Here is a 21,693-nt window from a genome sequence, read left to right as displayed (position 1 = left end):
GGAACGTCCGGACGTCGTCATGATCGGGTTTTCCGTCTTCGTCGCGAGGGATGCGCGTCTGGCTCAGGCGGTCACTCACGCTAAAAACGGCACAACGGATCCGTCAAAGCCCCTCGAGCACCAACCACCCTGGTTCTCAAGCGCACTTCGAGCAGTTGGCGGAGCCGGCCTCAGGCCGCCCGGGAGCCGGTCTCCTTGTCGGCGAGCGGGTCGACGCCCATCTCCTCGGCGAGGCGCATGGCCTCCTCGATCAGCGTCTCGACGATCTGCGACTCGGGCACGGTCTTGACGACCTCTCCCCGGACGAAGATCTGGCCCTTGCCGTTGCCGGACGCCACGCCCAGGTCGGCCTCACGGGCCTCGCCGGGTCCGTTGACGACACACCCCATGACCGCCACCCGCAGCGGAGCGGGGAAGCCCTCCAGGGCGGCGTTGACCTCGTCGGCCAGCTTGTACACATCCACCTGGGCGCGCCCGCACGAGGGGCAGGAGACGATCTCGAGTCCCCGCTGGCGCAGGCCCAGCGACTCCAGGATCTTGGTGCCGACCTTGACCTCTTCCACCGGGTCGGCGGACAGCGAGACCCGGATGGTGTCGCCGATGCCCTCGCTCAGCAACGCGCCGAAGGCCACGGCGGATTTGATGGTGCCCTGGAAGGCGGGCCCGGCCTCGGTGACGCCGAGGTGCAGGGGGTAGTCGCACTGGGCGGCCAGCTGCCGGTAGGCCTCGATCATCACGACCGGGTCGTTGTGCTTGACCGAGATCTTGATGTCCCGGAAGCCGTGTTCCTCGAACAGGGACGCCTCCCACAGCGCGGACTCCGCCAGCGCCTCCGGGGTGGCCTTGCCGTGCTTCTGCAGCAGCCGCTTGTCGAGCGAGCCGGCATTGACGCCGATCCGGATGGGCACGCCGGCCTCAAAGGCGGCCTGGGCGATGTCCTTGACCCGGTCGTCGAACTTCTTGATGTTGCCCGGGTTGACCCGTACGGCCGCGCAGCCGGCGTCGATCGCCGCGAAGACGTACTTGGGCTGGAAGTGGATGTCGGCGATCACCGGGATCATCGACTTGCGGGCGATCTGGGGCAGGGCGTCGGCGTCGTCCTGGGAGGGGACGGCGACGCGGACGATCTGGCAACCGGCGGCGGTGAGTTGGGCGATCTGCTGCAGGGTCGCGTTGACGTCGGCCGTCAGTGTGGTGGTCATCGACTGCACCGAGATGGGGTGGTCCCCGCCCACCCCGACGGATCCCACTTTGATCGGACGGGAGCGTCGCCGCTTCACCGTCGGTCGCTGCGGGACCTGCGGTACACCTAGATCGACATTCGGCACGAGCGGGTCTCCTTTCAAGCAGGCAATGGCATGGACCAGTCATCGCCGTGGGCAGCGACGGACGTCTGCTCGACGAGGTGTGCGATGGTGCGGGCGAGGCTCTGGGCGCTCAGCCCGATGTCGGTGAGGATCTCGGACCGGCTGGCGTGCTCGAGAAACTCCTGGGGGATGCCAAAGGTGCACACCGGCGTGGGGATGCCGGCGTCGCGCAGCAGCCGGGCGACCGCGTCGCCCACGGCGCCCACCCGGCCGTTGTCCTCGACCACGGCCACCAGGCGGTGCTGGCGGGCCGCGTCGGCGAGGGCGGAGTCCAGCGGCTTGACCCACCGGGGGTCCACGACCGTGACGCCCAGGTCCTGAGCGGCCAGCAGGCGTCCGGCTTCCACGCACATACCGGCCAGGGAGCCGACGCCGATCAGCAGCACCTCCTCGGCGTCGTGGCTGGTGTGCCCCAGGCCGATGTGCCGGGCCAGCACGTCCATGGTGCCGAACTTGCCGATGGCGTCGATGTCCTTGGGCACCGGGCCTTTCGGGTACCGCACGGCTGTGGGCGCGTCCGAGACGTCCACCGCTTCGCGCAGGAGTTCCTGCAGCCGGGCCCCGTCGCGCGGGGCGCCGATCCGCAGGCCGGGTACCAGGGAGAGCATCGACATGTCCCACATGCCGTTGTGGCTGGGCCCGTCGCTGCCCGTGACGCCGGAGCGGTCCAGGACGAAGGTTACCGGCAGCCGGTGCAGCGCGACGTCCATCAGGACCTGGTCGAAGGCGCGGTTGAGGAAGGTGGCGTACACCGCCACCACCGGGTGCAGCCCGCCGAGCGCGAGACCGGCCGCGGACGTGACCGCGTGCTGTTCGGCGATGCCGACGTCGAAGACGCGCTCGGGGTAGGTCTCGGCGAATTCGGCGAGGCCGGTCGGGTGCAGCATGGCGGCCGTGAGGGCCACGACGTCGGCGCGCTCAGCGCCGATCTTCACCAGCTCGGAGCCGAACACCTCCGTCCAGGAGGTGTCGGAGGCGACCCGCGAGGCACCGGTGACCGGGTCGAAGGCGCCGGGGCCGTGGAAGCAGTCCTCCGTGTGGTTCTCCGCCGGGGCGTAGCCGTAGCCCTTCCTGGTGACGCAGTGCACGACCACCGGGCGGGCGAGGGCGCGCGCCGCGCCGAGGGCCTCCTCCAGGGCGGACAGGTCGTGCCCGTCCACCGGGCCGAGGTAGGTGAGGCCGAGGCTTTCGAACATCGACTGCGGGGCCGGACCCTGCTCGGTGGGTTCCGGCGCGCTGTCCCGGCCGGCGGCACGCCTGAGCGAGGCCAGATGGCTGGCGAAGCCCCCGACGGTCGGTGAGTAGGAGCGGCCGTTGTCGTTGAGCACGATCACCACCGGGCGGCCCGCGCACGCCGCGATGTTGTTCAGCGCCTCCCAGGCCATGCCGCCCGTCATCGCGCCGTCCCCGACGACGGCGACGACGCTGCCGTCGCTGCCGGTGAGCTGCTGGGCCTTCACCAGCCCGTCGGCGTAGGAGAGCGCGGTCGAGGCATGGGAGTTCTCGATGACGTCGTGCTCGGACTCGGCCTGGCTCGGGTATCCGGACATCCCGCCGCGCTGGCGCAGCCGGTCGAACCCGGCCCGGCGCCCGGTCAGCAGCTTGTGGACGTAGGCCTGGTGGCCGGTGTCGAACAGCAGCCGGTCCCGGGGGGATTCGAAGACGCGGTGCAGCGCGATGGTCAACTCGACGACGCCGAGGTTCGGCCCGACATGCCCGCCCGTCTTGGATACCGCGTCCACCAGGAAGTCGCGGATCTCGGCGGCGAGTTCCGGCAACCGCGAAGAATCCAGCCTCCGGACATCTTCTGGACGGTGAATCTTCTCAAGAAGGCCCATAACGATTCCTCGGCGAGTTGTTGTCCGAAACGATTGAACGTCTGGCAGGACAGGAAACCGAGGTGGTTCCCTGTCGTCGTCACCCGGAAAGCGGCCCATTGAAAGCGGCCGGTGAGAGATCCGCGAACGTTACTCGCTGGAGTCGGGCACGCTCGTGTGCATGTGGTTCACCAGGCGGGGCCGCCACTGGTAGTAGGACTGGATCTTGTAGAATTCCCCGTCTGCCGGAGAGGTCGCCGCATAGACGGCCTTGGGGTCGTCGACGCCGTACGGGACGGTCTTCAGGAAGTGCTCGATCTTCGGCTCGATCCGGTCGAGCAGCGCCGTCGGATCCGGGGCGATCGCCGCGTAGCAGAATCGCTGGATCTTCGGGGAGTCCCAGCTGAAGGTGGCGTAGAAGCCGAACGCCTGCTGGGCGAAGTTGAGCAGCTGCTCGCTCGGCTCCGGCATGTCGATGTCGCGCAGCATCGCGCGGATGACGTCCGGCTCGAGGCATTCGGCCACGTCGCCGAAGTACACGTTCATCGTCTTGTGCCCGAAGTCGATGCCGACCAGGGTCACGTTCTCGTCCAGGCCGTAGCGGGAGAAGAAGCCGATGTTCTCGGCGAGGCCGCGCGGCACGGACGGGATGTCGGCGAGCTTCGCAAGGCTCTGCATGCTGCTGCCGGGGAAGCACGACCAGGTCTTCTGGAAGCCCTTCACGACTCCGAAGTCGATGCCGTAGGTTTCGACCGGGAACTGTTCCGCGATGTCCGAGAGCAGGCTGCCGACGGGGTGGTCCGTCTTCGCGATGAGATCGTTCGACAGCGCGAGGGCATACGGGTCGACGTCACCCGGAAGCATCATGAAGTGCAGATTGAGTTCTTCCGCGTGGCGCGCGTCGGTCGCCACCCGGAAGAGAATGGCGGCCTGCGGGAGAAACTTCTCGAACGAGGTCAGCACCGGCCAGACCTTGTCACGCGAGCAGGTCACATCCAGCAGGCCGGCGGTTTCCTCGATGGCCGAGTAGAGCTTGTCCGCCGCGTTCCCAGACATTCATCCTCCAAACATTTTTGGATCTGTTGTTGAAGCGTGGCGAACTCGGCCTAGGCGTCCAGATAGCGCTGGATCGTGGGGGCGAAGGTGTCGACCAACTCGCCAACCGACGCCGACGCGATCGGCTCCATCCGCATCACGTAGCGCAGCATGATCAGGCCCACGACCTGGGCCACCACCGCGTTGAGGTGCAGCCGCGACGCCCCGACCACCTCACCCACCCGCTCGACCAGCATCGCGGAGAAGTGGTCGCGAAGCGCTGCCGCGCCCTCCTCGCTGGTGGTCGCGGACCGGATCTTCTCCAGGAGCTGTGGCCTCAGCTGAGGGTTTTCCCAGGCTGTCAGGGACATCCGGAAGAGGCGTTCGCCGAGCTGCTCGCGCGGCCCGGCGATGGCCTCCTCGAAAAGCGCGTTCGCGTATGCGGCCAGGTTCTCCGGTCCCGCGTTCGCCACCTCGGTCGCTCCGGGCATGTCTTCTCCAGGTGTTGGTTTCAGCGCTGGTGCGAGGGCGGCCCACCCGGCCGGAGGGCCGGTCGGGCGAGGCGGGCGGAGAACCACCTGTTCCCGCCGGCCTAGTGCCCCGGCAGGCAACGTTTGCCCGTCAAGGAGCGGCGTCCGGTGCGTGCTCTCGGCGTGCCGGCCGGATGCCCTCGTACTGGACGTACTTGGGCTTCCGGGCGGTGCGGCGAGTGGGGGCACCTCCCGGCCGAAGGCTGGGGGAGCGTGCCGGGCGTCGCGACGGGGCGAACGTTGCCTGTTGGGGCACTAGCCCTGTTCCCTGGGAGCCTCGACGACGAGCTTCTCCTGCAGGCCCGCCAGCTGGTAATACGTGTTGACCTCGAGGAATTCCTCGCCGCGCATCCACTTGACGGCGTACAGGTTCACACGCCCGCCGGTGTAGACGCGCGGAGCGGTGCGCGCGAATTCCTCCATTCCCGGCGCCATACGGCCGGGCACCGCCGACGGATCCAGTCCGCGCACCGGCGGCGGAGCGAAGGCGACCCGGATGATGTCCGGGGAATCCCAGCCCAGGGTGATGTTGGCGCGAAACGACCGGTGCGCGAATTCCAGCATCTCCTGTGCCGGGTCCGGCATGTGGAGGTCGCCCAGCATCGCGCGGATGGTGCCAGGCGTCGGACGCCCGTCCGGACCGAAGTGGAAATACACACTCACGGTCTTGTGCCGGTAGTCGACTCCGACCATCGCCACCTTGTCCAGGCCGTAGCGGGCGAAGAGATCCGCGTTCGCGGCCACGGCGCGCGGCATCGACGGAATGGCGGCGATCTCCGACACCTTCTGCATGTCGTCCGGGAAATGCGCGTACAGCTTCTTGAATCCGCCGACGACGCCGGCGTCGACGAAGTACTCCCCGATGGGCCAGCGCCCCTGGATGTCGGAGAGCACGGAGCCGACGGGATGGTCCGTCTCGGCCACGAGCCCCTTCGACAGCGCATGGGGATACGGGTCACCGATCGACCGGGGAACCGTGAAGCTGTAGTCGAGTTCTCCCTTGTGGCGGTCGCCGGCCTGCCCGCCGAAAACAATCATGGCCTCCGGGAGCGCATCCCCGAACGCGTCCAGTACCGGCAGGACCTTGTCACGTGAGCAGGCTGCACCCAGCAGTCGAGAGCCCTCCTCGATGGCCGAGTACACCCTTTCTATCTCAGCGGTCCTGGACATTCAGCCTCCCACCGGGTAGCCGCCGAAGCGCCGGTCCCGTGCACGCAGGTCCGCAAGAGCGGCGTCGAAGTCGGCCCGCGTCATGTCGGGGAAAAGGACCGGGGAGAAGTACAGCTCCGCGTACGGGGACATCAGCGGGAAGAAGGACGACATACGGACCGCACCGCCGGTGCGGATGAGGTAGTCGACCTGCGCCGGGACATAGGCGTTCTCCGCGAGGATCTCCTCGGTCAGCTCCGGGATCTTCCCGTTGAGCTTGTTGAAGATGCTGACGACCTCGTGCTGGAGGGACATGCCCAGGATGTAGTGCAGCGTGAAGTCGGCGTCCTTGGCCGACTTGTCCCGCAGCTCCTCCAGTTCGGAGATGTAGGGGGCTGCCACCAGGTCGAGCGACCCGGAGAAGTCGAAGTTGTACGTGTCGCAGATGCGGCGCGCCACGTCGTTGAACGCGTTCATGAACGTGGTCACCGCGGCCTCGGGACGGCTGTAGTTCGCGGCGGAGGAAGCCGTGACGACGAGCGTCTTGACGCCCTCCTCCCGGGCCCAGCCCATGAACTCGATCAGCTTGTCCGCCATCGCCGTGTAGCCGTCGTCGAGAGATGCGCCATGTGCCTGGGACCAGCGGCGCATGCCGTCCGGCAGCAGCATCAAGGTGGTCACCGTGCTGTCCTTTCGTTGCGTTGTCTTGTCGTTGCTGTGGCCTGTGCCGACGTCTCGGGGCAGTGCCTTTCGGGCGGCTGGGCACTGCCCCACACAGCGGCGGTCGCGAAGGGCGCGATCAAGGGGTCCGGGGTCAGCCGGTCACGCGATCTTCGTCGCGGTAAGCAGGCCCTGGACGGGAATGACGTCCGGCGGGATCTCCGCGGCGTTCTTGGTGATCGCCTGGGTCACCTTGAACCCGCACTCCTCCAGCCAGCGCGCGTAGGTCGACAGCTTCTGCGGACCGCCCTGGCCCATGGCGCAGCCGATGAAGAAGGCCGGGAAGAAGTCGACGTTGTAGTTGTCCGTGTCCTTGATGTTCTCGGGGTAGACCGGCACCAGGATGTTGACCGTGCCGCCCACGTTCAGCGACTTGTGCACGCCCTGGAGGATCCTGACCACGTCGCTCTTGTCGAACATGTCCAGGAAGTGCTTGATCAGGGCGACGTCGTAGCCCTGGGGGATCTCGTCGAACACGTTGCCGCCGATGAAGGACAGGTGCTCCTCGAGGCCCTCGGCCTTGAAATTCTTCAGCGCCTCGGGCTCCTTGTCCGGCAGGTCGAAGGTGGTCACCTTCAGCCCCTCGGAGCGCTTGTGGCGGTAGGTGTGGATCGCCCCGAGGCCGGTGTTGCCGGCGACGTCGAGCACCTTGGCGCCGGCCGGGACGTCGATGTTGTCGAAGAACCAGGGGTCGATGTTGGCGGTGACGTTGTTCATCAGCCTGAGCCAGGCGTCGTTCAGGTCCTGGTGGTCGGCGACCGCGTCGTACAGGGTGCCCTCGGCGCCGTACAGCTCCTTCAAGCCCACGATCGTGCCGGTCCGGGCGCTCTCGGTGAGCCAGTACAGCTGCCTCAGCGCCGTGACCTTGATCAGGTTCATGTAGTTGAGCGCCCGGTTCAGGTCGCTGACGGGCACGTGCGCGAGCGCGTCGAGGGTGTAGGTGCCGGCGGTGTCGTCGTGGGCTACGAAGCCCTCCTTGACCAGCAGGAGCAGCAGCTGCTCCACGACGTCCGGCTTGGTGCCGACGGCGGCACCGAGCTGGTCCGCGGTCAGGCCCGGGGTCTCGCGCAGCGTGTCGACGATGCCCAGTTCGAAGCTGGCGACAAGGCTCATGAAGCGCGAGGGTCCCACCATGTACTCGCGGAATCGGGCGAGTGTGGCTTCCGGTGTCAAGGCTGTGGCCCCTTTCGAATCGTGTGGTTCCATCGCGGTGGTGGTCGATGTACGGCGGGTCACGCCCGCTCCTGAAGCTGGTTCTCGAACCGGCGGGCCAGCGCGAGGCGCTGCACCTTCAAGGTGGCCGTCCTCGGCAGTTCGGCCTGCGGGATCTGGACGGGGTCGGCGAGCTGGGGGAAACCTGCGACGGCGGCGCGCCAGCGGGCGGGGTCCAGCGGCTTGTCGTCGACGGTGCAGATCACCGGGACCGGTTCGGAGTTCGGTCCCTGCACCACGACCAGCTCGCTCAGCTCGTCCAGCTTGCTGAGCACGACGTCCTCGATCTCCAGGGAACTCTTGATCCCGGGGATCATGTCGACCTCCCGGTCGAGCATGTGCAGGCAGCCGAACCGGGTGAAGTAGCCGACGTCGCCGGTCCCCCACCATTCGCCCTTGCGGTTGTCGTCGTAGCGTTCCTGCTCGCCGAAGTACGTCTTGGCGATGCCCGGCCAGGCGACCTCGATACGGCCGGGGTTCTGCTCCGTCGGGCGCTTGCCGTCACGGCTGACGACGCGCACCTTGGCCGCGCCCAGGGGCATCTGCCAGCCGACGCAGCGGCCGTTGGCCTTGTGGGCGGAGTGGCGGAAGTAGGCGCGGCCGACGGCGGGGCCGACCTCGCTCTGGCCGTAGATCTGGAAGAACAGTGCCCCGCGCCGGGTGGAGGCGTTGAGCAGCTTGCTCATCGTCCCGGGGTGGATGGCGTCGAAGGTGCTGCTGAAGACCTTCACCGAGGCGAACGGCATCCGCGGGTCCTCGGTGAGCCCCTCCCACTCCATGAGCGAGTTGGGCAGCGCCTCGATGAAGCCCGGGCGGTGGCGCAGGAACTGCTCGGCGACGATCGCCGGGTCCGTCTCGCGCAGGAGCAGGACCGGGTACTCCTTCAACAGCGCCAGGGACATCGCCGCGACCATCCGCGAGTGCACGAAGGGCACATGGATGGCGACGGTGTCCTTCTTGCGCATCAGAGACAGCAGCCGCCACTGCGGCAGCAGGCGGATGCCCTGGGTGCGCGGGGTGTGCACCACAAGCTTGGGGATGCCGGTGGTGCCGGAGGTGTGGGTGATGACGGCGGCCTCGTCGATCGGCCGGACCACCGGCTTGACCCGCGGCGCGCCGGCGAGGCCGGCGAGCGCGATCGCCCCGGGCCGCTCCCCGGCCGAGGTGATCACCCGGCGGGTGAGTACCGTCAGCGGCACGTCCGCGAGGAGGTCGAACTTGGTCCCATCGGTGAGCAGGGTCGGCTGGTCGACCCGCTCGAGCAGGACCGCCACGGTGGCAGGGTCCAGGGCCGGTGAGAGGTTCACGACGACCGCGCCGATACGGGAGACCGCGGAGGCGAGCATCCAGTGGTCGGCATTGGCCGTCTTGTAGATCACGACGCGCTCGTCGGGCCTGACGCCGGCCGCCCACAGGCGGGCGGCCAGGTCATCCACGTGCCCGGCGTACTGAGCCACCGTCAGACGCCGGCCCGCCTCGGGCAGTACGTCCAGGTCGTGGTCCAGGGAGATGGGCGTTGAGGGATTCACGGCCGCGGCCATCTCCGGCAGGAGGCCGATGTGCAGGCCGCGCTTCTGTATCGATGTGTAGGCTGTCGAGCCCTTCATGGGGAGTGTCTCCTTCGGTGCACGCTGCGGGGTGGGCGACGCGCTGTGCGGGAGCCGTGGCGCACCGGGCCGTGCCCGCGCTACGCGGCGCGCCGGCCGGTGCTCGCGTTGGCGCGCACGGCGCCGCGCAGAACCTCGGCGACCCGGGCGACCTGGTCCTCGGTCAGCTCGGCGTGCATGGGTATGGCGAGCTGACGCCGGGCGAGATCGGCCGAGACCGGGCACTCCTGCTTCGCCTGGAACACGGGCTGGATGTGGCCGGCGAAGGTGCCGTGCCCGCAGCCGATGCCCCTCCCGCGCAGCTCGCTGGCGACCGCGCCGCGGTCCACGCCCGGATCCAGCGTCACCATGTAGGTCTGCCAGGCGTGGGTACGGTCGCCCGGCACCGTCGGCACCGTCAGCAGCTCGTCGTCGCCGAGGAGTTCGGCGTACTGCCCGGCGACCACGTCACGCCGTCCCAGCAGTTCGTCGATGCGGCCCAGTTGCACCTGCAGGATCGCCGCGGCGATGTCGGACAGCTTGAAGTTGTAGCCGATCTCGGTGAACGTCGGGATGGGCAGGCCGACGACCTTTCCCATGTCGAAGATGGAGCCGATGCCGAAGGAGGAGCGCAGCCGCGCGTCCTTGCCGATCTTCGCGTCGGCGGCGAGCAGCGCACCGCCCTCGCCGCTGGACGCGCCCTTGCGTCCGTGAAAGGACAGGCAGCCGATCTCGGCGAGGGAACCGGCCTGGCGGCCCCGGTAGGTGGCGCCGACCGCGCAGGCGGCGTCCTCGACGAGGAACAGTCCGTGGCGGTCGGCGATCGCCTGCAGTTCGACGTAGTCGGCGGGCATGCCGACGGTGTCCACGGCGATGATGCCGACGGTACGCGGCGTGACCAGGCCGGCCACCACCTGCGGGTCGACGGTGTAGGTGTCAGGGCGTACGTCGGCGAAGACCGGGGTGGCGCCGACGTAGAGGGCGGCCTGGGCGGGTGCCGGGAAGCCGTAGTCGGCGACGATGACCTCGTCGCCCGGGCCCACTCCGAGCGCCATCATGGCCAGGTGCAGGGCGGCACCGCAGTTGCTCACCGCGACCGCGTCGGCGACGCCGTACTTCTCGGCCAGCTGCGCCTCGAGCGCCTTGCCCTTGGGGCCCTGCCCGGCCGGCCAGCCGGAGGCGAACACCTCGGCGACCGCGGCCAGTTCCTGTTCGCCCAGGCTCGCGTGGACCAGGGGGATCGAATCGTTCGTGCTCATTTCTCCGTCACGCTCCGCGCTGTGGTGCCGACTGGGCAGGGACCGAGGTGGGGGGTTCGTAGCGCTGCGGCGTGAGCTGGCTGACGTCGTAGCGCTTGCGTATCTCCGCTATGGCCGCGGGGTCCACCGTGGTGCCGCGCGCCCAGATCTCCGCGAGTTCCTCGAAGTAGTCCTCGTGATCGGGCGAGGGCAGGCACTGGAAGATCATCTTCGCGGGCTTGTCCGTGGGGTTCCGGAACGCGTGCGGGATGCCGGACGGTACGAACATGCAGCCGCCCTCGCCCGCCCGGACGACGCGGTCGCCCTTGGGAGACTCCCAGCGGTGCCAGGAGTCCTTCGTGCGCTCGGTCGGCTCGAAGCACAGCAGGTCCAGCTCGCCGTCGAGGACGTAGAAGAACTCCTGGGCGTGGCTGTGCACATGAGCCCCGACGTCGAAACCGGGCGGAACGATCACCTCGAAGATCGAGACGGAGGAACCCATCTCTTTCGTGGCCTTGAAGGTCACCTCCTGGGCCGGCGAGATCAGCTTCCGCCCCGCGCCCGCCGGGAGGATGAGGTCGGTCATACGGTCGCTTCCTTTCCGGGCGTGGGCTCAGTCAAGGGTCTGCGGCGTGTGCTCGGCCCAGGTGCCCAGCGCCATCTCGGCGGTGATGCCGGGACCGAACCCCGCGATCAGACCGGTCGCGCCGGGCGCCGGGGTGTCCTCCTCGAACAGCCTGCGGGCGGCCTCGAGGACGACGGCGCTGGCGATGTTGCCGTACTCGTTCAGCGTCGACCAGCTGTGGCGGAACACATTGCGGTCGACCTCGAGGTACTTGGCGAGGTCGTCGAGGATGCGCGGACCGCCGGCGTGCACGATGTAGAAGTCGAGCTTGCCGGCGTCCCAGCTGTGGTCCTTGGCGAACTCCCGCAGCACCGGGGCGAGCGGCTCCATCGTGCCGGGCACGCGGCGGTCGAGCTGGAAGTGGAAGCCGGTGTCGCGCACCGCGTAGGAGATCCACTCCTCGGTGTTCGGAATGAGGTAGGAGGCGTTGCGCTCCAGCTCGATGCCGATGCCGCCGTTGCCGCGCACCACGGCGGCGGCGGCGGCGTCACCGAACAGGCCGTCGGACAGCAGGGAGCCGATGTCGTCCATGTCCGGCTGGTAGCACAGCGAGCAGAACTCGGCCGAGACGATGAGGACGTTGCTGCCGGGGTGGGCGACGCAGAAGTCGTGGGCGCGGTTGATCGCCGCACCACCGGCTGCGCAGCCGAGCTGGGCGATGGGTATCTGACGGGTGTCAGGGCGGAAGCCCAGCTTGTTGATGATCCACGCGGTCAGCGACGGCATCAGGAAGCCGGTGCACGACACATAGATGATGGCGTCGATGTCACGGGCCGCCACATCGGCGTTCTTCAGGGCCTCTTCGATGACCAGAGGGGTCCACTTCTTCGACTCGGCCTCGTAGATGCGGTTGCGTTCCGTCAGGCCCGGGTGCTTGAGCGTCTGCTCGATGGGCTGGACGATATGCCGCGTCTGCACTCCCGTGTTCCGGATCAGGCGGAGCGCCAACGGCAGCTGCGGCTTTCCTGCGTGGACCCTGGCGGCAAAATCCAGAGTCTCTTCCATCGTGATGACGTGTTCCGGAGCCTGTACCGCGGGCTTGCATAGCCTGGGCATATCTGGATCCACTTTCTCTAGAGTCTGCCTGGGGTATGTGCTGTGAGCACAGCGTCCGGCCGGGATCACGCCGCCATCGGCTGTGGGTCGAGGTCCATCAGGGCGGAGAGGATCGGTGGCCGGGTCCAGTCCGGCGGGGTCAGGGTGATGCCGAGGCGGTGGGCCGCGTCGCCCTTCACCCGCACCGGGCCCACCGTGGCCGTCAGCGGGGTGAGTTCCGCCTCGGCGGCACACTCGGGATGCCTGCCGTGGGCCACCGCGTGGATGTACCAGGTGCCCACGGGCACGCGGGCCAGCGTGAAGCGCCCCGACGCGGACGCGTTGGTCCAGGAGGCGGGGGTGCCCTGGAGCATGGTGCTGTCGAAGACGCCGACGTAGACGGGCGAGAGCACGGTGCCTGCGGTGCGCAGCACCCCTGTCACCGAGCCGGTGGCCCGTGCCTGCGGCGCCGGCCCGGCCACTTCGGTGAGCGCGGGCTGCTCCCGCCTCTCGCCGGGCGCCGCCAGCGACAGCTTCCGGTACTGCGTGGGAGACAGCCCCACCCACTCGGTGAAACGGCGGGTGAAGCTGCCCGTGCTGCTGTATCCGACCTGCACGGAGATGTCGGCGACCGTCAACGAAGTGTTCAGCAGCAGCCGCTTGGCCTCCTGGAGCCGCACGGCGCACAGGAACCGTCCCGGCGTGACACCCGTGACCCGGGTGAAGACGCGGAGGAAGTAGTACTTGCTGACCATCGCGCTGCGCGCCAGCTCGTCGAGGCTCAGCGGCTCCCAGAACCGTTCGCGGATCGTGGTGACGGCATGCTGGACGAGGTGCTCCATGAAGGGCTCCTGATACGAGCTGGCGGTTCCGGGCGTAAAGCGCGCCTGACGGCCGGCCGGTGAGGAATGCACAGCCGGGCCTGCCACGGCCTTCGGGCCGGCGGGCCTGGAGGGAATGGGCGCCTGAAGGCCGTACGGGCGGCCCAGGCAGCATCGCAGGGCCTTTGTGATGCGCACATGTGCCGGGATGCGCACATACGTCGGGCGCCCGCGATGTCCGGCTGCCGTAACAGCAAAAGCACCACCACCCGGATCGGGTGTGGTGCTCAATCCACCGCCCTGCGACCGTTTTTGGGCAGGCAAGGCGTGCCGGAATAGTGACACGTTCGGCATCCGCCCGCCAAGGGCGCCTCAAAGTGACGTAGGTCACGCCAACTTCCCCCGGACGCAGCAGTGTTCACGCCACCCGAACCCGACCGGTTCTGTAGCGCTCTGCTGTCACCATCGGCGAGACCCACACGACTGCACACGGAGGGCGAATGTCTCGCGCCGAGGAAGCCACCGTCGGAAACAAGCGGTTCCCGAAACGACCGGCGCAGGGCGGCGGCTCGTCCGTCGGCAAGCTCAACAGGCTGCGCCGGACCGGGTTACTCGTCACGTTCATCCTCGGCGCCCTGTCCGCGGTCCCCCCGCTGTCGATGGACATGTACCTCCCGGCCCTCCCGGACGTCACCCGCACGCTGGGCTCGTCGGCCACGATGGGCCAGCTGACCCTCACCGCGTGCCTGACCGGCATGGCGCTCGGACAGCTCGTGGTCGGTCCGATGAGCGACCGGTGGGGACGGCGCCGGCCGCTGCTGATCGGGCTGCTCGTCTATGTCGTAGCCTCCGTGAGCTGCGCCGTCGCGCCCAATGTGGAGCTGCTGATCTGCTCCAGGCTGCTGCAGGGTCTCGCGGGTGCGGCCGGGATCGTCATCGCCCGTGCCGTCGTACGTGACCTCTACGACGGCCTGGAGATGGCCCGGTTCTTCTCCACGCTGCTGCTGATCTCCAGCCTCGCTCCGGTCATCGCGCCCATCCTCGGCGGGCAGGTGCTGCGGTTCACCGCCTGGCGGGGTGTCTTCCTCGTCCTCGCCGTCATCGGTGTCGCACTCACCGCGCTGGTCTGGCGCCGGCTGCCCGAGACCCTGCCGGCCGAGCGGCGCCGGGGCGGCGGCGTGCTCGGGGCCCTGTTCACCATGCGCGGACTGGTCGCCGACCGGGTCTTCGGCGGGTACGTGATGGTGAACGGCTTCGCCTACGGTGCGCTGTTCTCGTACATCGCCGCCTCGCCGTTCGTGATCCAGGAGATCTACGGCGCGTCCCCGCAGACCTTCTCCCTGCTCTACGGCCTCAACTCGCTCGGCATGATGGTCGTCGGCCGGATCAACGGCAAGCTCCTCGTCGGCCGGGTCCGCCTGGACAAGGCGCTCGGGGTCGGGCTCGGCGTGATCGCCTGCGCCGGGACGGTACTGCTGCTGATCACCGGGGGTGCCTTCGGCCACGCGGGCACGGTCCCGGTCGCCTGCTGCCTCTTCGTCATGATCTCCGCGCTGGGCCTGGTCCTGCCCAACACCAGCGCGCTCGCCCTGATGCGCACTCCGCACGCCGCGGGTTCCGCGTCCGCGCTGGTCGGCGTCTCGTGCTTCGCCACGGGTGCGGTCGCCACGCTGCTCGTCGGCATCGCGGGCAAGGGCACGGCGGTGCCGATGGCCGCGGTGCAGACGGGCAGCGCGCTGGGCGCGATCGTGTCCCTGCTGGTCATGTGCCGTCCTTGGGAGAACCGGCCGCAGGAGCAGCCGGCGAAGCAGCCGGCCGACCGCCGCTGAGACGCCGGCCGGTGATGCGCGCCGGCCGGGCCGGCGGCACCGGCTCCTTGCTCAACCGGCTCTCCCGCCGGGGCAGTTGGCCGTCGCAGTCGCATTGCGTCACGACGACCGTCGCCGACGCCGTCCACCAGGCCGTTCCGAAGATCCCGGAGAAGGCATCGAATTTCGCCAACACTTGCGGGGAAGTCTGCGCCCTTGCCAACATCAAGTGCTTGTTCCGACACTGATCCAATCAAGGAGGAACACCTTGAAGTACGTCAAGCTGGGCTCGACCGGCGTGGACGTATCGCGGATTTGCCTGGGCGCCCTGAGTTTCGGCGTGCCCGGCCAGGGCGTCCACCGCTGGACCCTGGACCTGGACGAAGCACGGCCGATGCTGCTGCACGCCCTGGAGTCCGGGGTGAACTTCGTGGACACCGCCAACGTCTACTCCGCCGGGACCAGCGAGCAGATCGTCGGGCAGATACTGCGCGAATACGGCCACCGCGAAGAGATCGTGCTGGCGACCAAGGTCCACGGGCGGACGCGCCCCGGACCCAACGGCGTGGGACTGTCCCGCAAGGCGATCATGGCCGAGATCGACAACAGCCTGCGCAGGCTCGGCACCGACTACGTCGACCTCTACCAGATCCACCGGTGGGACCCGGCGACGCCGATCGAGGTCACCATGGAGGCGCTGCACGACGTGGTGAAGGCGGGCAAGGCACTGCACATCGGCGCGTCGTCGATGTGGGCCTGGCAGTTCGCCAAAGCCCAGTACGTCGCCGAGCGCAACGGCTGGACTCCGTTCACCACCATGCAGAACCACTACAACCTGATCTACCGCGAAGAAGAGCGGGAAATGCTGCCCCTGTGCGCCGACCAGGGCGTCGCCGTCATCCCCTGGAGCCCCTTGGCCAGGGGACGGCTCGCCAGGGAATGGGACAGCGTCAGCGCCCGCAGCGAGACCGACGAGTTCGGCAAGACCCTCTACCTCGACACCGATCGCGAGATCGTCGAGCGGCTCGGACAACTGGCCGCCAAACGCGGGCTGCCGATGGCACAGCTCGCGCTGGCGTGGATGCTCTCCAAGCCGGAGATCACCTCCCCCATCGTCGGCGCCACCAAGATGAGCCATCTCCAGGACGCCATCGCCGCGGTGGACGTGGAACTCGACGACGAAGAGATCAACTACCTCGAAGAGCCGTACCAGCCGCACAACGTCTCCGGGCACCCCATCACGCAGTTGCCCGGCCAGCACTGAGGCGCTCGCGTCACGGCGCCGGCTCAGCCGTGCCGCATGACCGGCTCATCGAGGGCCTTGGGGAACCGGGCCAGCAGGCCGGCAAGCTCGTCGGCCACCTCCCGGGCGTGTCCGGCGCCGAGCTGATCTCCGCGATGGGCCACCAGCCCGATCAAACGGCCGTCCCGTTGCGCCATGGTCACCGTCAGGCCGAACTTGGCGTTGTTGCTGCGCAGTGAGTCGTCCAGGACCGGCGTCAGCCGTGTCCCGTCCAGCACGGCGGCGTGGTCGTCCAGCAGGTTCATGTTCAGCGTGACGTTCACATAGGGGGTGTGTCCGAACCGCCGGACCGGATTCAGCCGGGTGATCACGTCGTCGAACTCGACGCTCTGGTGCTCCAGCGCACCCAGCGCCTCGCCGCGCATCCGCAGCAGTGCGTCCAGCACTGTGCTGTCCGCGGTCACCCGGGAGCGCAGCACCGCGGTGTTCAGGCACGGGCCGAGCAGTTCGGCGAACCGGGGCTGATTCCGGTTCGCCGTCGGAGACCCGAACGTGACGTCGTCGAGGCCGGTCCAGCGGTGCAGCGTCACCGCCAGCGCGGTGGCGGCCACCATGAACCAGCTGACGTTGTGTTCGGACTGCACCGCGCGCAGCGAATCCAGCAGTCCCTCGGGCAACGGGATCTGGAACGCGCCGTTCGGCTCCGGCTCCCTCGGCGCGGGCAGCGGCGTATCCGCGGACGCTCCCTCCAGTGCGGACGCCCAGTACTCCAGATCCGCCTTCCAGGCATCGCTGTCGCGCTGGCGTCGTTGGTAGGCGGCGAACTCCCGGTACTGGACGACCGCTCGCGGCCTGCCCGGGGCTGTGTAGTGACGGTCCAGCTCCGCGAGCAGGACGGGAATCGACTCCCCGTCGATCACCAGGTGGTGCAGGCAGAGCAGCAGCACCTGCCGGCCATCACCGAGATCGCCGAGGGCGGCCCGCAGCAGCTGTCCGGACTCGAGGTCGAACGGCCGGCGCAGGGCGGCTTCCTGCCAGTCCATCATGCCGTTGGGGGCGTTTCGCAGGTCGAGCAGTTCCAACGGCGGCACCCACGGCTCCCCCAACTGCACGGACAACGCGTCGTCGTCATCGACGAACCGGGTACGGAGAATCTCGTGCTCGGCCACCAGCCGGCCCAGCGCCACGCGCAGCCGGTCCGGGTCCAGCCGGCCCTCCACCCGCCAGGCGAGCGGCACGTGATTGCGCACGCTCGGATCGATCAGCTCGGCCAGCCAGATACGCCGCTGGAAAGCGGTCATCTCCAAGGGAACATCCGTGGAGACGGCATCGGGCAGCGGTGCCGCGGGCGCCGCCAGTCCCAGCACATGCTCGGTGAACTCGCCCAACCGGGAGTGCTCGAACAGCGTCCGGATCGGGATCCGCACCCCGAACCGCTCCCCCGCCGCACTCACCAGGGCACCGGCCATCAGGGACTGCCCGCCCAGGGTGAAGAACGAGTCCTCCGGCTGGATCCCGTCCTTCTTCAGCACCTGTTCCCACACGGCGGCCATCCGGCGCAGCTGCCCCGCATCCACGGCGCTCGCCCGCCGGACCCCGGCCCGCCCGGACCCCTCCTGACCGACGGACAGCGGAACACTCGACACGGGGTCCATGAGCGTGGCGTCTCCTCATCGTCCGTGCGGTCATCTGAGGCAATTCCCCGGTCACCCTACAACCCGGTTACTGGGGGCCGCCCCTGACGTTCGACAGGATGACTCGGCCGCCGGACTGTGATCGGATCGAACCTCGGTGAGTGATCCACCCGCGGGGAGATGAGGATGTCGGACAACGGCTTGTTGCACACCCGGGTTCCCGACGGGGCGCAGGCGGCCCCGGCCTGGCTCGACAGTGCCGGACGGCCGCTGACCTACGAGGAGTTGGCCGAGCGGTCGGCACGGCTCGCGAGGCGTCTGGCCGACGCGGGAGCCGGCCCCGGCGAGCGGGTCGCGCTGTTCCTGGAGCGCGGGGCCGACATGGCGGTCGCCATGCTCGGTGTGCTGCGGGCGGGTGCGGCGTTCGTGCCGCTCGGTCTGCAGGAACCCGCCCCTCGGCTGGCACGGATCCTCGCGGACTGCGCACCGGCCGTGGTGCTGGTGCACGACGCGACGACGGCCCGGTTCCGGCACGACGGTGTCCGCACGCTCGGCGTGGCGGGGGACGCGGAAGGCGAACCGGCCGCCGTCGGCACCACCCCGGACGATCCCGCGTACGTCATCTACACCTCCGGATCGTCCGGCACGCCCAAGGGCGTGGTCGTCGAGCACCGCAACCTCACGCCCCACCTGGACTGGCTCGCCGAGCGACTGCCGCTCGGGCCGGGCGACCGGCTGTTGCAGGTGGCGCCTTACACGTTCGACGCCTCGCTGACCGACTTCTTCTGGCCACTGGGTGCGGGCGCCACGGTGATCTCACTCGCCGAGGGCGATCATCTGGACCCGCTCGCCATCGCCACCGCACTCGTCGAGCACGAGATCACCGCGGTCCGGCTCCCCCCGGCGATGCTGCCGTTGCTGCTCGACGAGCCGGCCTTCCGCAAGGCCACCGGCCTGCGGTACCTGATCAGCGGCGGGGACCGGCTGCCGGCCTCGGTGGCCCGCCGTATCACCGAACTGCTGCCCGGAGTAAGGCTGTTCAACCGGTACGGACCGACCGAAGCGGCCGTTGCGGTCACCTACCACGAGTTCGACGCCGGCACGGACACCGGGCCGGATGTGCCGATCGGCCTCGGCGTCACCGGGGCCGAGCTGCATGTCTCGCCGGAGGAGGAGTTGCTGATCGGCGGCGCCTGCGTAGCGCGCGGCTACCTCGGCGATGCCGCGCTCACGGCGGAGCGTTTCGTCCAACTGCCGGACGGGGGGCGGGTGTTCCGCTCCGGTGACCGTGTCCGGATGACCGCTGCGGGCGTGTGGGAGTTCCTCGGCCGGGATGACGACCAGGTTCAGGTCAACGGACACCGGGTGGAGATCGGGGAGGTGCAGTCCGCTCTGCGCACGCATCCGGACGTCGCGGACTGTGTGGTCCTGCCCCAGGACCAGACGCTCGCCGGGTACGTGGTGGCCACGGCGAACCGGCGGTCGGCCGATGAGATCCACGACTACCTGCGGGACAGGCTGCCGGACCACATGGTGCCCAACGTGATCACGTTCGTGGACCGGTTGCCGATGACCGACCGGGGCAAGGTGGATCTCGCGGCCCTGCGTGCCACGCACGCAACGCCCGCCGCGAGCCCGGTGCGCACCGCGAACGGCCCGGCGCCCGCCGAAGACCCGGTGCGGGAGGTGGTCCGGCGGGTGTGGTCCGAACTTCTCGGCGGCATCGAGCTGCGGGAGGACGACGACTTCTTCAAGCGCGGCGGGCATTCGCTGCTCGCGGTGCGCGCGGTCGGCCGGATCCGCGCGGAGCTGGGCCACCGCGTACCGGCGCGGATCATGTTCCAGAAGACGACCCTGGGTGAGTTCACCGAGGCGGTCACGGAGATCGTCACCTCCGGGTGAGCCCGCCGGGACGCGTCCTCAGGCCGGCACGGGTCCGGGAATGAGACCGAGATGCTCGGGGCGCACCAGGTCGAACTTCAACGCCAGCGTCACCAGCGTGTCCCGCTTCCACGCCCGGGTCATCCCGCGCGGGGCCACGATCCCGAGTTTCGTGGCCAGGTAGTCGATGTGGTAGTTGACCGCCGAGCGGCCAAGCGGCCGGTCGGCGGCGGACAACCGGGCCGAGACCTGCGCCGGGGTCGGTACCGCCGCCACACCGCAGTCCCGCAGTCTCGGCTCGCAGAGGCAGACCAGCACCTGGAAGTACCGGCTCTCCTCGTCCAGCAATGGAATCCCGGCGCCGCCCGGCCCGGCGGTGGTCCGGCGTTCGGGGGCATAGACGGTGAAGCTGTTGCCCCCGGCGCCCACGGTCAGCGTCACCCGGCTCAGCTCGAAGGGAATGGGCACCCCGACCCGGCCCGCCCGCACCTTCACGTACTCCCCCGCGCCCTCCAGGTTCTCCACGCAGTAGGTGCCCACCGCGCCGCAGTTCGACATCAGCCAGTAGTCGCCGAACGCGTGGATCCGGCCCGCGGTCAGCGCCTGGTCGGTGCCGACGGTGATCTCCCCGCCCCGCCAGCCGAACAGCACACTGTCGCCGTTGGGCACCTCCACGACCGGTGAGCGCTCGTCAACGCAGATCAACAGTGACCGGGCGGTGGGTTCAGCCCTCGGCATGGCCGGCGTCCACGAGGGATTCACGCAGTACGCCGGCGATCCCGGCTGCGGCGGCGCCGGGCACGATCGTGGGATCGTGATCGATGCGCAGCGACAACTCCCCCTGGTCGTGGACGGCCGTGACGATCACCGGTTCCTCGATGCTGTTGCCCGGCGGATACCTGAACCGGCCGGGCACGCCGTCCAGCACCGGCGCCGGGCGGCGCGTGCGATCGATGAGGGTCAGCACGAGGTCGAGGTGGCCGGTCCACGGCGCGTGTGACGCCCTGGCGGCCCGGACGACTTCGTCGAACGGGGTGTCCACGAACTCCAGGTCCTCCCACCAGCTCTCGCGAACGCCCTCGCCCTGCGGGTTGGCCAGCACCGTGTTGATGAAGCAGCCGACCACACCCGCCTCGTCGTGGCCTCCCCAGGTATAGGCGACCGGCGCGGTTCCCGGTATCCGGGTCAGCGCCGTGTGGCAGGCGGCCAGCAACACCGGGAACGGCCGGTCCGTGGCCGAATCCGGCAGCGCGACGCGCTGCCAGGCCGAGGCCTGCCCGCCCGCTTCGCCCGCGTTCCTGCTCCACAGGCCGGGCCCCGCGTCACGCACCCGTGATGTCCAGTGCGCCAACGCCTCCGGCCCGCTCGCCTCGTGTTCCCTCGTCAGCTGCTGCTCCACCGCTTCCCGGTAGCGGCGCAGTTCGGCGGCGGCCACGGAGTCCGGCACCCGCTCCCCGCTCTGATAGCCGGACACCAGCGCGTCCAGCACGAGGCCGGTGGACTCGCCGTCACAGACCAGGTGGTCGAACCCGATGGCCAGCAGATCCCGCTTCTCGTCCCTGGCCAGGAGCACCCGGAACGAACCCCGCCCGGCGGGCCAGTCGTCCAGCGCGGCCCATACGGCGCCGTCGTCCGAGGCCACGATTTCCCGCACGACCGGATCCGCGGGAAGCGGACCTATCCGCAGGACCGGCACCCCGCCGGCCGTGTCCGCCGTGCCGCGCAACGCCGGATGCCGCAGCAGGACCGATCGCGCTGCCTGTTCCAGCCGGTGAGCCGACAACAGGCCGGGCGGGAATTCCACAAAGACCGGCAGGATCCTGACCCGGTCGTGCGGATCGGCGGACCTGGTGTGGTGGAACCTGCGCTGCGCGCCGGTCAGTGGCATCAGCTCGTCGGCTCCGTCGCGGACGTTCGCGTAATGCTTGAGGTAGGTCCCGGTGATACTCCGGTGCACGGCTGAACTCCACTGTGTCTTGTTCGCACGTCGGG

18 protein-coding genes are annotated in these 21,693 nt (G+C 69.1%); 3 read left to right on the top strand and 15 right to left on the bottom strand.

Annotated elements, in window-relative coordinates:
- Positions 1–170: 170 nt before the first annotated feature.
- The 12 genes from ispG to A6P39_RS44935 form a co-directional block, all read right to left on the bottom strand.
- Positions 171–1,328 carry a flavodoxin-dependent (E)-4-hydroxy-3-methylbut-2-enyl-diphosphate synthase gene (gene ispG / locus A6P39_RS44990; RefSeq protein ID WP_275884463.1) on the bottom strand — a complete coding sequence of 386 codons (1,158 nt, stop codon included), beginning with the start codon at positions 1,326–1,328 and terminating at the stop codon, positions 171–173.
- Between the two features lie 14 nt (positions 1,329–1,342).
- Complete coding sequence (locus tag A6P39_RS44985; RefSeq protein WP_275884462.1) at positions 1,343–3,205, bottom strand: 1-deoxy-D-xylulose-5-phosphate synthase; 1,863 nt, start codon at positions 3,203–3,205, stop codon at positions 1,343–1,345.
- Positions 3,206–3,334: 129 nt separating this feature from the next.
- Positions 3,335–4,240, bottom strand: a complete 906-nt coding sequence (locus A6P39_RS44980; RefSeq protein WP_275884461.1) for an aromatic prenyltransferase — start codon at positions 4,238–4,240, stop codon at positions 3,335–3,337.
- A gap of 50 nt (positions 4,241–4,290) precedes the next feature.
- On the bottom strand, positions 4,291–4,710 hold the full coding sequence (locus A6P39_RS44975) for a TetR/AcrR family transcriptional regulator (protein WP_275884460.1): 420 nt from the start codon (positions 4,708–4,710) through the stop codon (positions 4,291–4,293).
- A 294-nt stretch (positions 4,711–5,004) separates the two neighbouring features.
- On the bottom strand, positions 5,005–5,919 hold the full coding sequence (locus A6P39_RS44970) for an aromatic prenyltransferase (protein ID WP_275884459.1): 915 nt from the start codon (positions 5,917–5,919) through the stop codon (positions 5,005–5,007).
- Positions 5,920–6,579, bottom strand: coding sequence for an undecaprenyl diphosphate synthase family protein (locus A6P39_RS44965; RefSeq protein WP_275884458.1), 660 nt, complete (start codon positions 6,577–6,579; stop codon positions 5,920–5,922).
- 141 nt (positions 6,580–6,720) lie between these two features.
- Positions 6,721–7,752, bottom strand: coding sequence for a methyltransferase (locus A6P39_RS44960; protein WP_443053152.1), 1,032 nt, complete (start codon positions 7,750–7,752; stop codon positions 6,721–6,723).
- 98 nt (positions 7,753–7,850) lie between these two features.
- Positions 7,851–9,437, bottom strand: coding sequence for a class I adenylate-forming enzyme family protein (locus A6P39_RS44955; RefSeq protein WP_275884456.1), 1,587 nt, complete (start codon positions 9,435–9,437; stop codon positions 7,851–7,853).
- Between the two features lie 80 nt (positions 9,438–9,517).
- Entirely contained in the window at positions 9,518–10,675 is a 1,158-nt protein-coding gene (locus tag A6P39_RS44950) for a DegT/DnrJ/EryC1/StrS family aminotransferase (protein ID WP_275884455.1), read from the bottom strand.
- Positions 10,676–10,682: 7 nt separating this feature from the next.
- A complete protein-coding gene (locus A6P39_RS44945) occupies positions 10,683–11,240 on the bottom strand; it encodes a cupin domain-containing protein (RefSeq protein ID WP_275884454.1) in 558 nt (185 codons plus the stop codon).
- A gap of 27 nt (positions 11,241–11,267) precedes the next feature.
- Positions 11,268–12,284: a type III polyketide synthase gene (locus A6P39_RS44940; protein ID WP_275884453.1), complete on the bottom strand. Its 1,017-nt coding sequence runs from the start codon at positions 12,282–12,284 to the stop codon at positions 11,268–11,270.
- A 116-nt stretch (positions 12,285–12,400) separates the two neighbouring features.
- Positions 12,401–13,156, bottom strand: a complete 756-nt coding sequence (locus A6P39_RS44935; RefSeq protein ID WP_275884452.1) for a helix-turn-helix domain-containing protein — start codon at positions 13,154–13,156, stop codon at positions 12,401–12,403.
- A 479-nt stretch (positions 13,157–13,635) separates the two neighbouring features.
- Between A6P39_RS44935 and A6P39_RS44930 the strand changes: the two genes are divergently transcribed.
- Together A6P39_RS44930 and A6P39_RS44925 are read left to right on the top strand one after the other, a co-directional pair.
- A complete protein-coding gene (locus A6P39_RS44930; protein WP_275884451.1) occupies positions 13,636–14,964 on the top strand; it encodes a multidrug effflux MFS transporter in 1,329 nt (442 codons plus the stop codon).
- Positions 14,965–15,211: 247 nt separating this feature from the next.
- Positions 15,212–16,207 (top strand): aldo/keto reductase, encoded by a 996-nt coding sequence (locus A6P39_RS44925; protein WP_275884450.1) that lies wholly within the window; start codon positions 15,212–15,214, stop codon positions 16,205–16,207.
- A gap of 23 nt (positions 16,208–16,230) precedes the next feature.
- Here the strand turns inward: A6P39_RS44925 and A6P39_RS44920 are convergent, their stop codons facing one another.
- Complete coding sequence (locus tag A6P39_RS44920) at positions 16,231–17,841, bottom strand: condensation domain-containing protein (protein WP_275884449.1); 1,611 nt, start codon at positions 17,839–17,841, stop codon at positions 16,231–16,233.
- A gap of 165 nt (positions 17,842–18,006) precedes the next feature.
- Here A6P39_RS44920 and A6P39_RS44915 point away from each other — a divergent pair, with 165 nt between their 5' ends.
- Positions 18,007–19,722: a non-ribosomal peptide synthetase gene (locus tag A6P39_RS44915; RefSeq protein WP_275884448.1), complete on the top strand. Its 1,716-nt coding sequence runs from the start codon at positions 18,007–18,009 to the stop codon at positions 19,720–19,722.
- 18 nt (positions 19,723–19,740) lie between these two features.
- Here A6P39_RS44915 and A6P39_RS44910 read toward each other — a convergent pair whose 3' ends face one another.
- Complete coding sequence (locus tag A6P39_RS44910) at positions 19,741–20,439, bottom strand: hypothetical protein (protein WP_275884447.1); 699 nt, start codon at positions 20,437–20,439, stop codon at positions 19,741–19,743.
- On the bottom strand, positions 20,426–21,658 hold the full coding sequence (locus A6P39_RS44905) for a condensation domain-containing protein (protein ID WP_275884446.1): 1,233 nt from the start codon (positions 21,656–21,658) through the stop codon (positions 20,426–20,428). Before A6P39_RS44905 ends, A6P39_RS44910 begins: the two co-directional genes overlap by 14 nt.
- Positions 21,659–21,693: the final 35 nt, after the last annotated feature.

Source organism: Streptomyces sp. FXJ1.172, from assembly GCF_001636945.3.
Classification (GTDB): Bacteria; Actinomycetota; Actinomycetes; order Streptomycetales; family Streptomycetaceae; genus Streptomyces.
The sequence above is the reverse complement of the archived record's forward strand: the minus strand, read 5'-3'. Positions and strand labels throughout refer to the sequence as shown.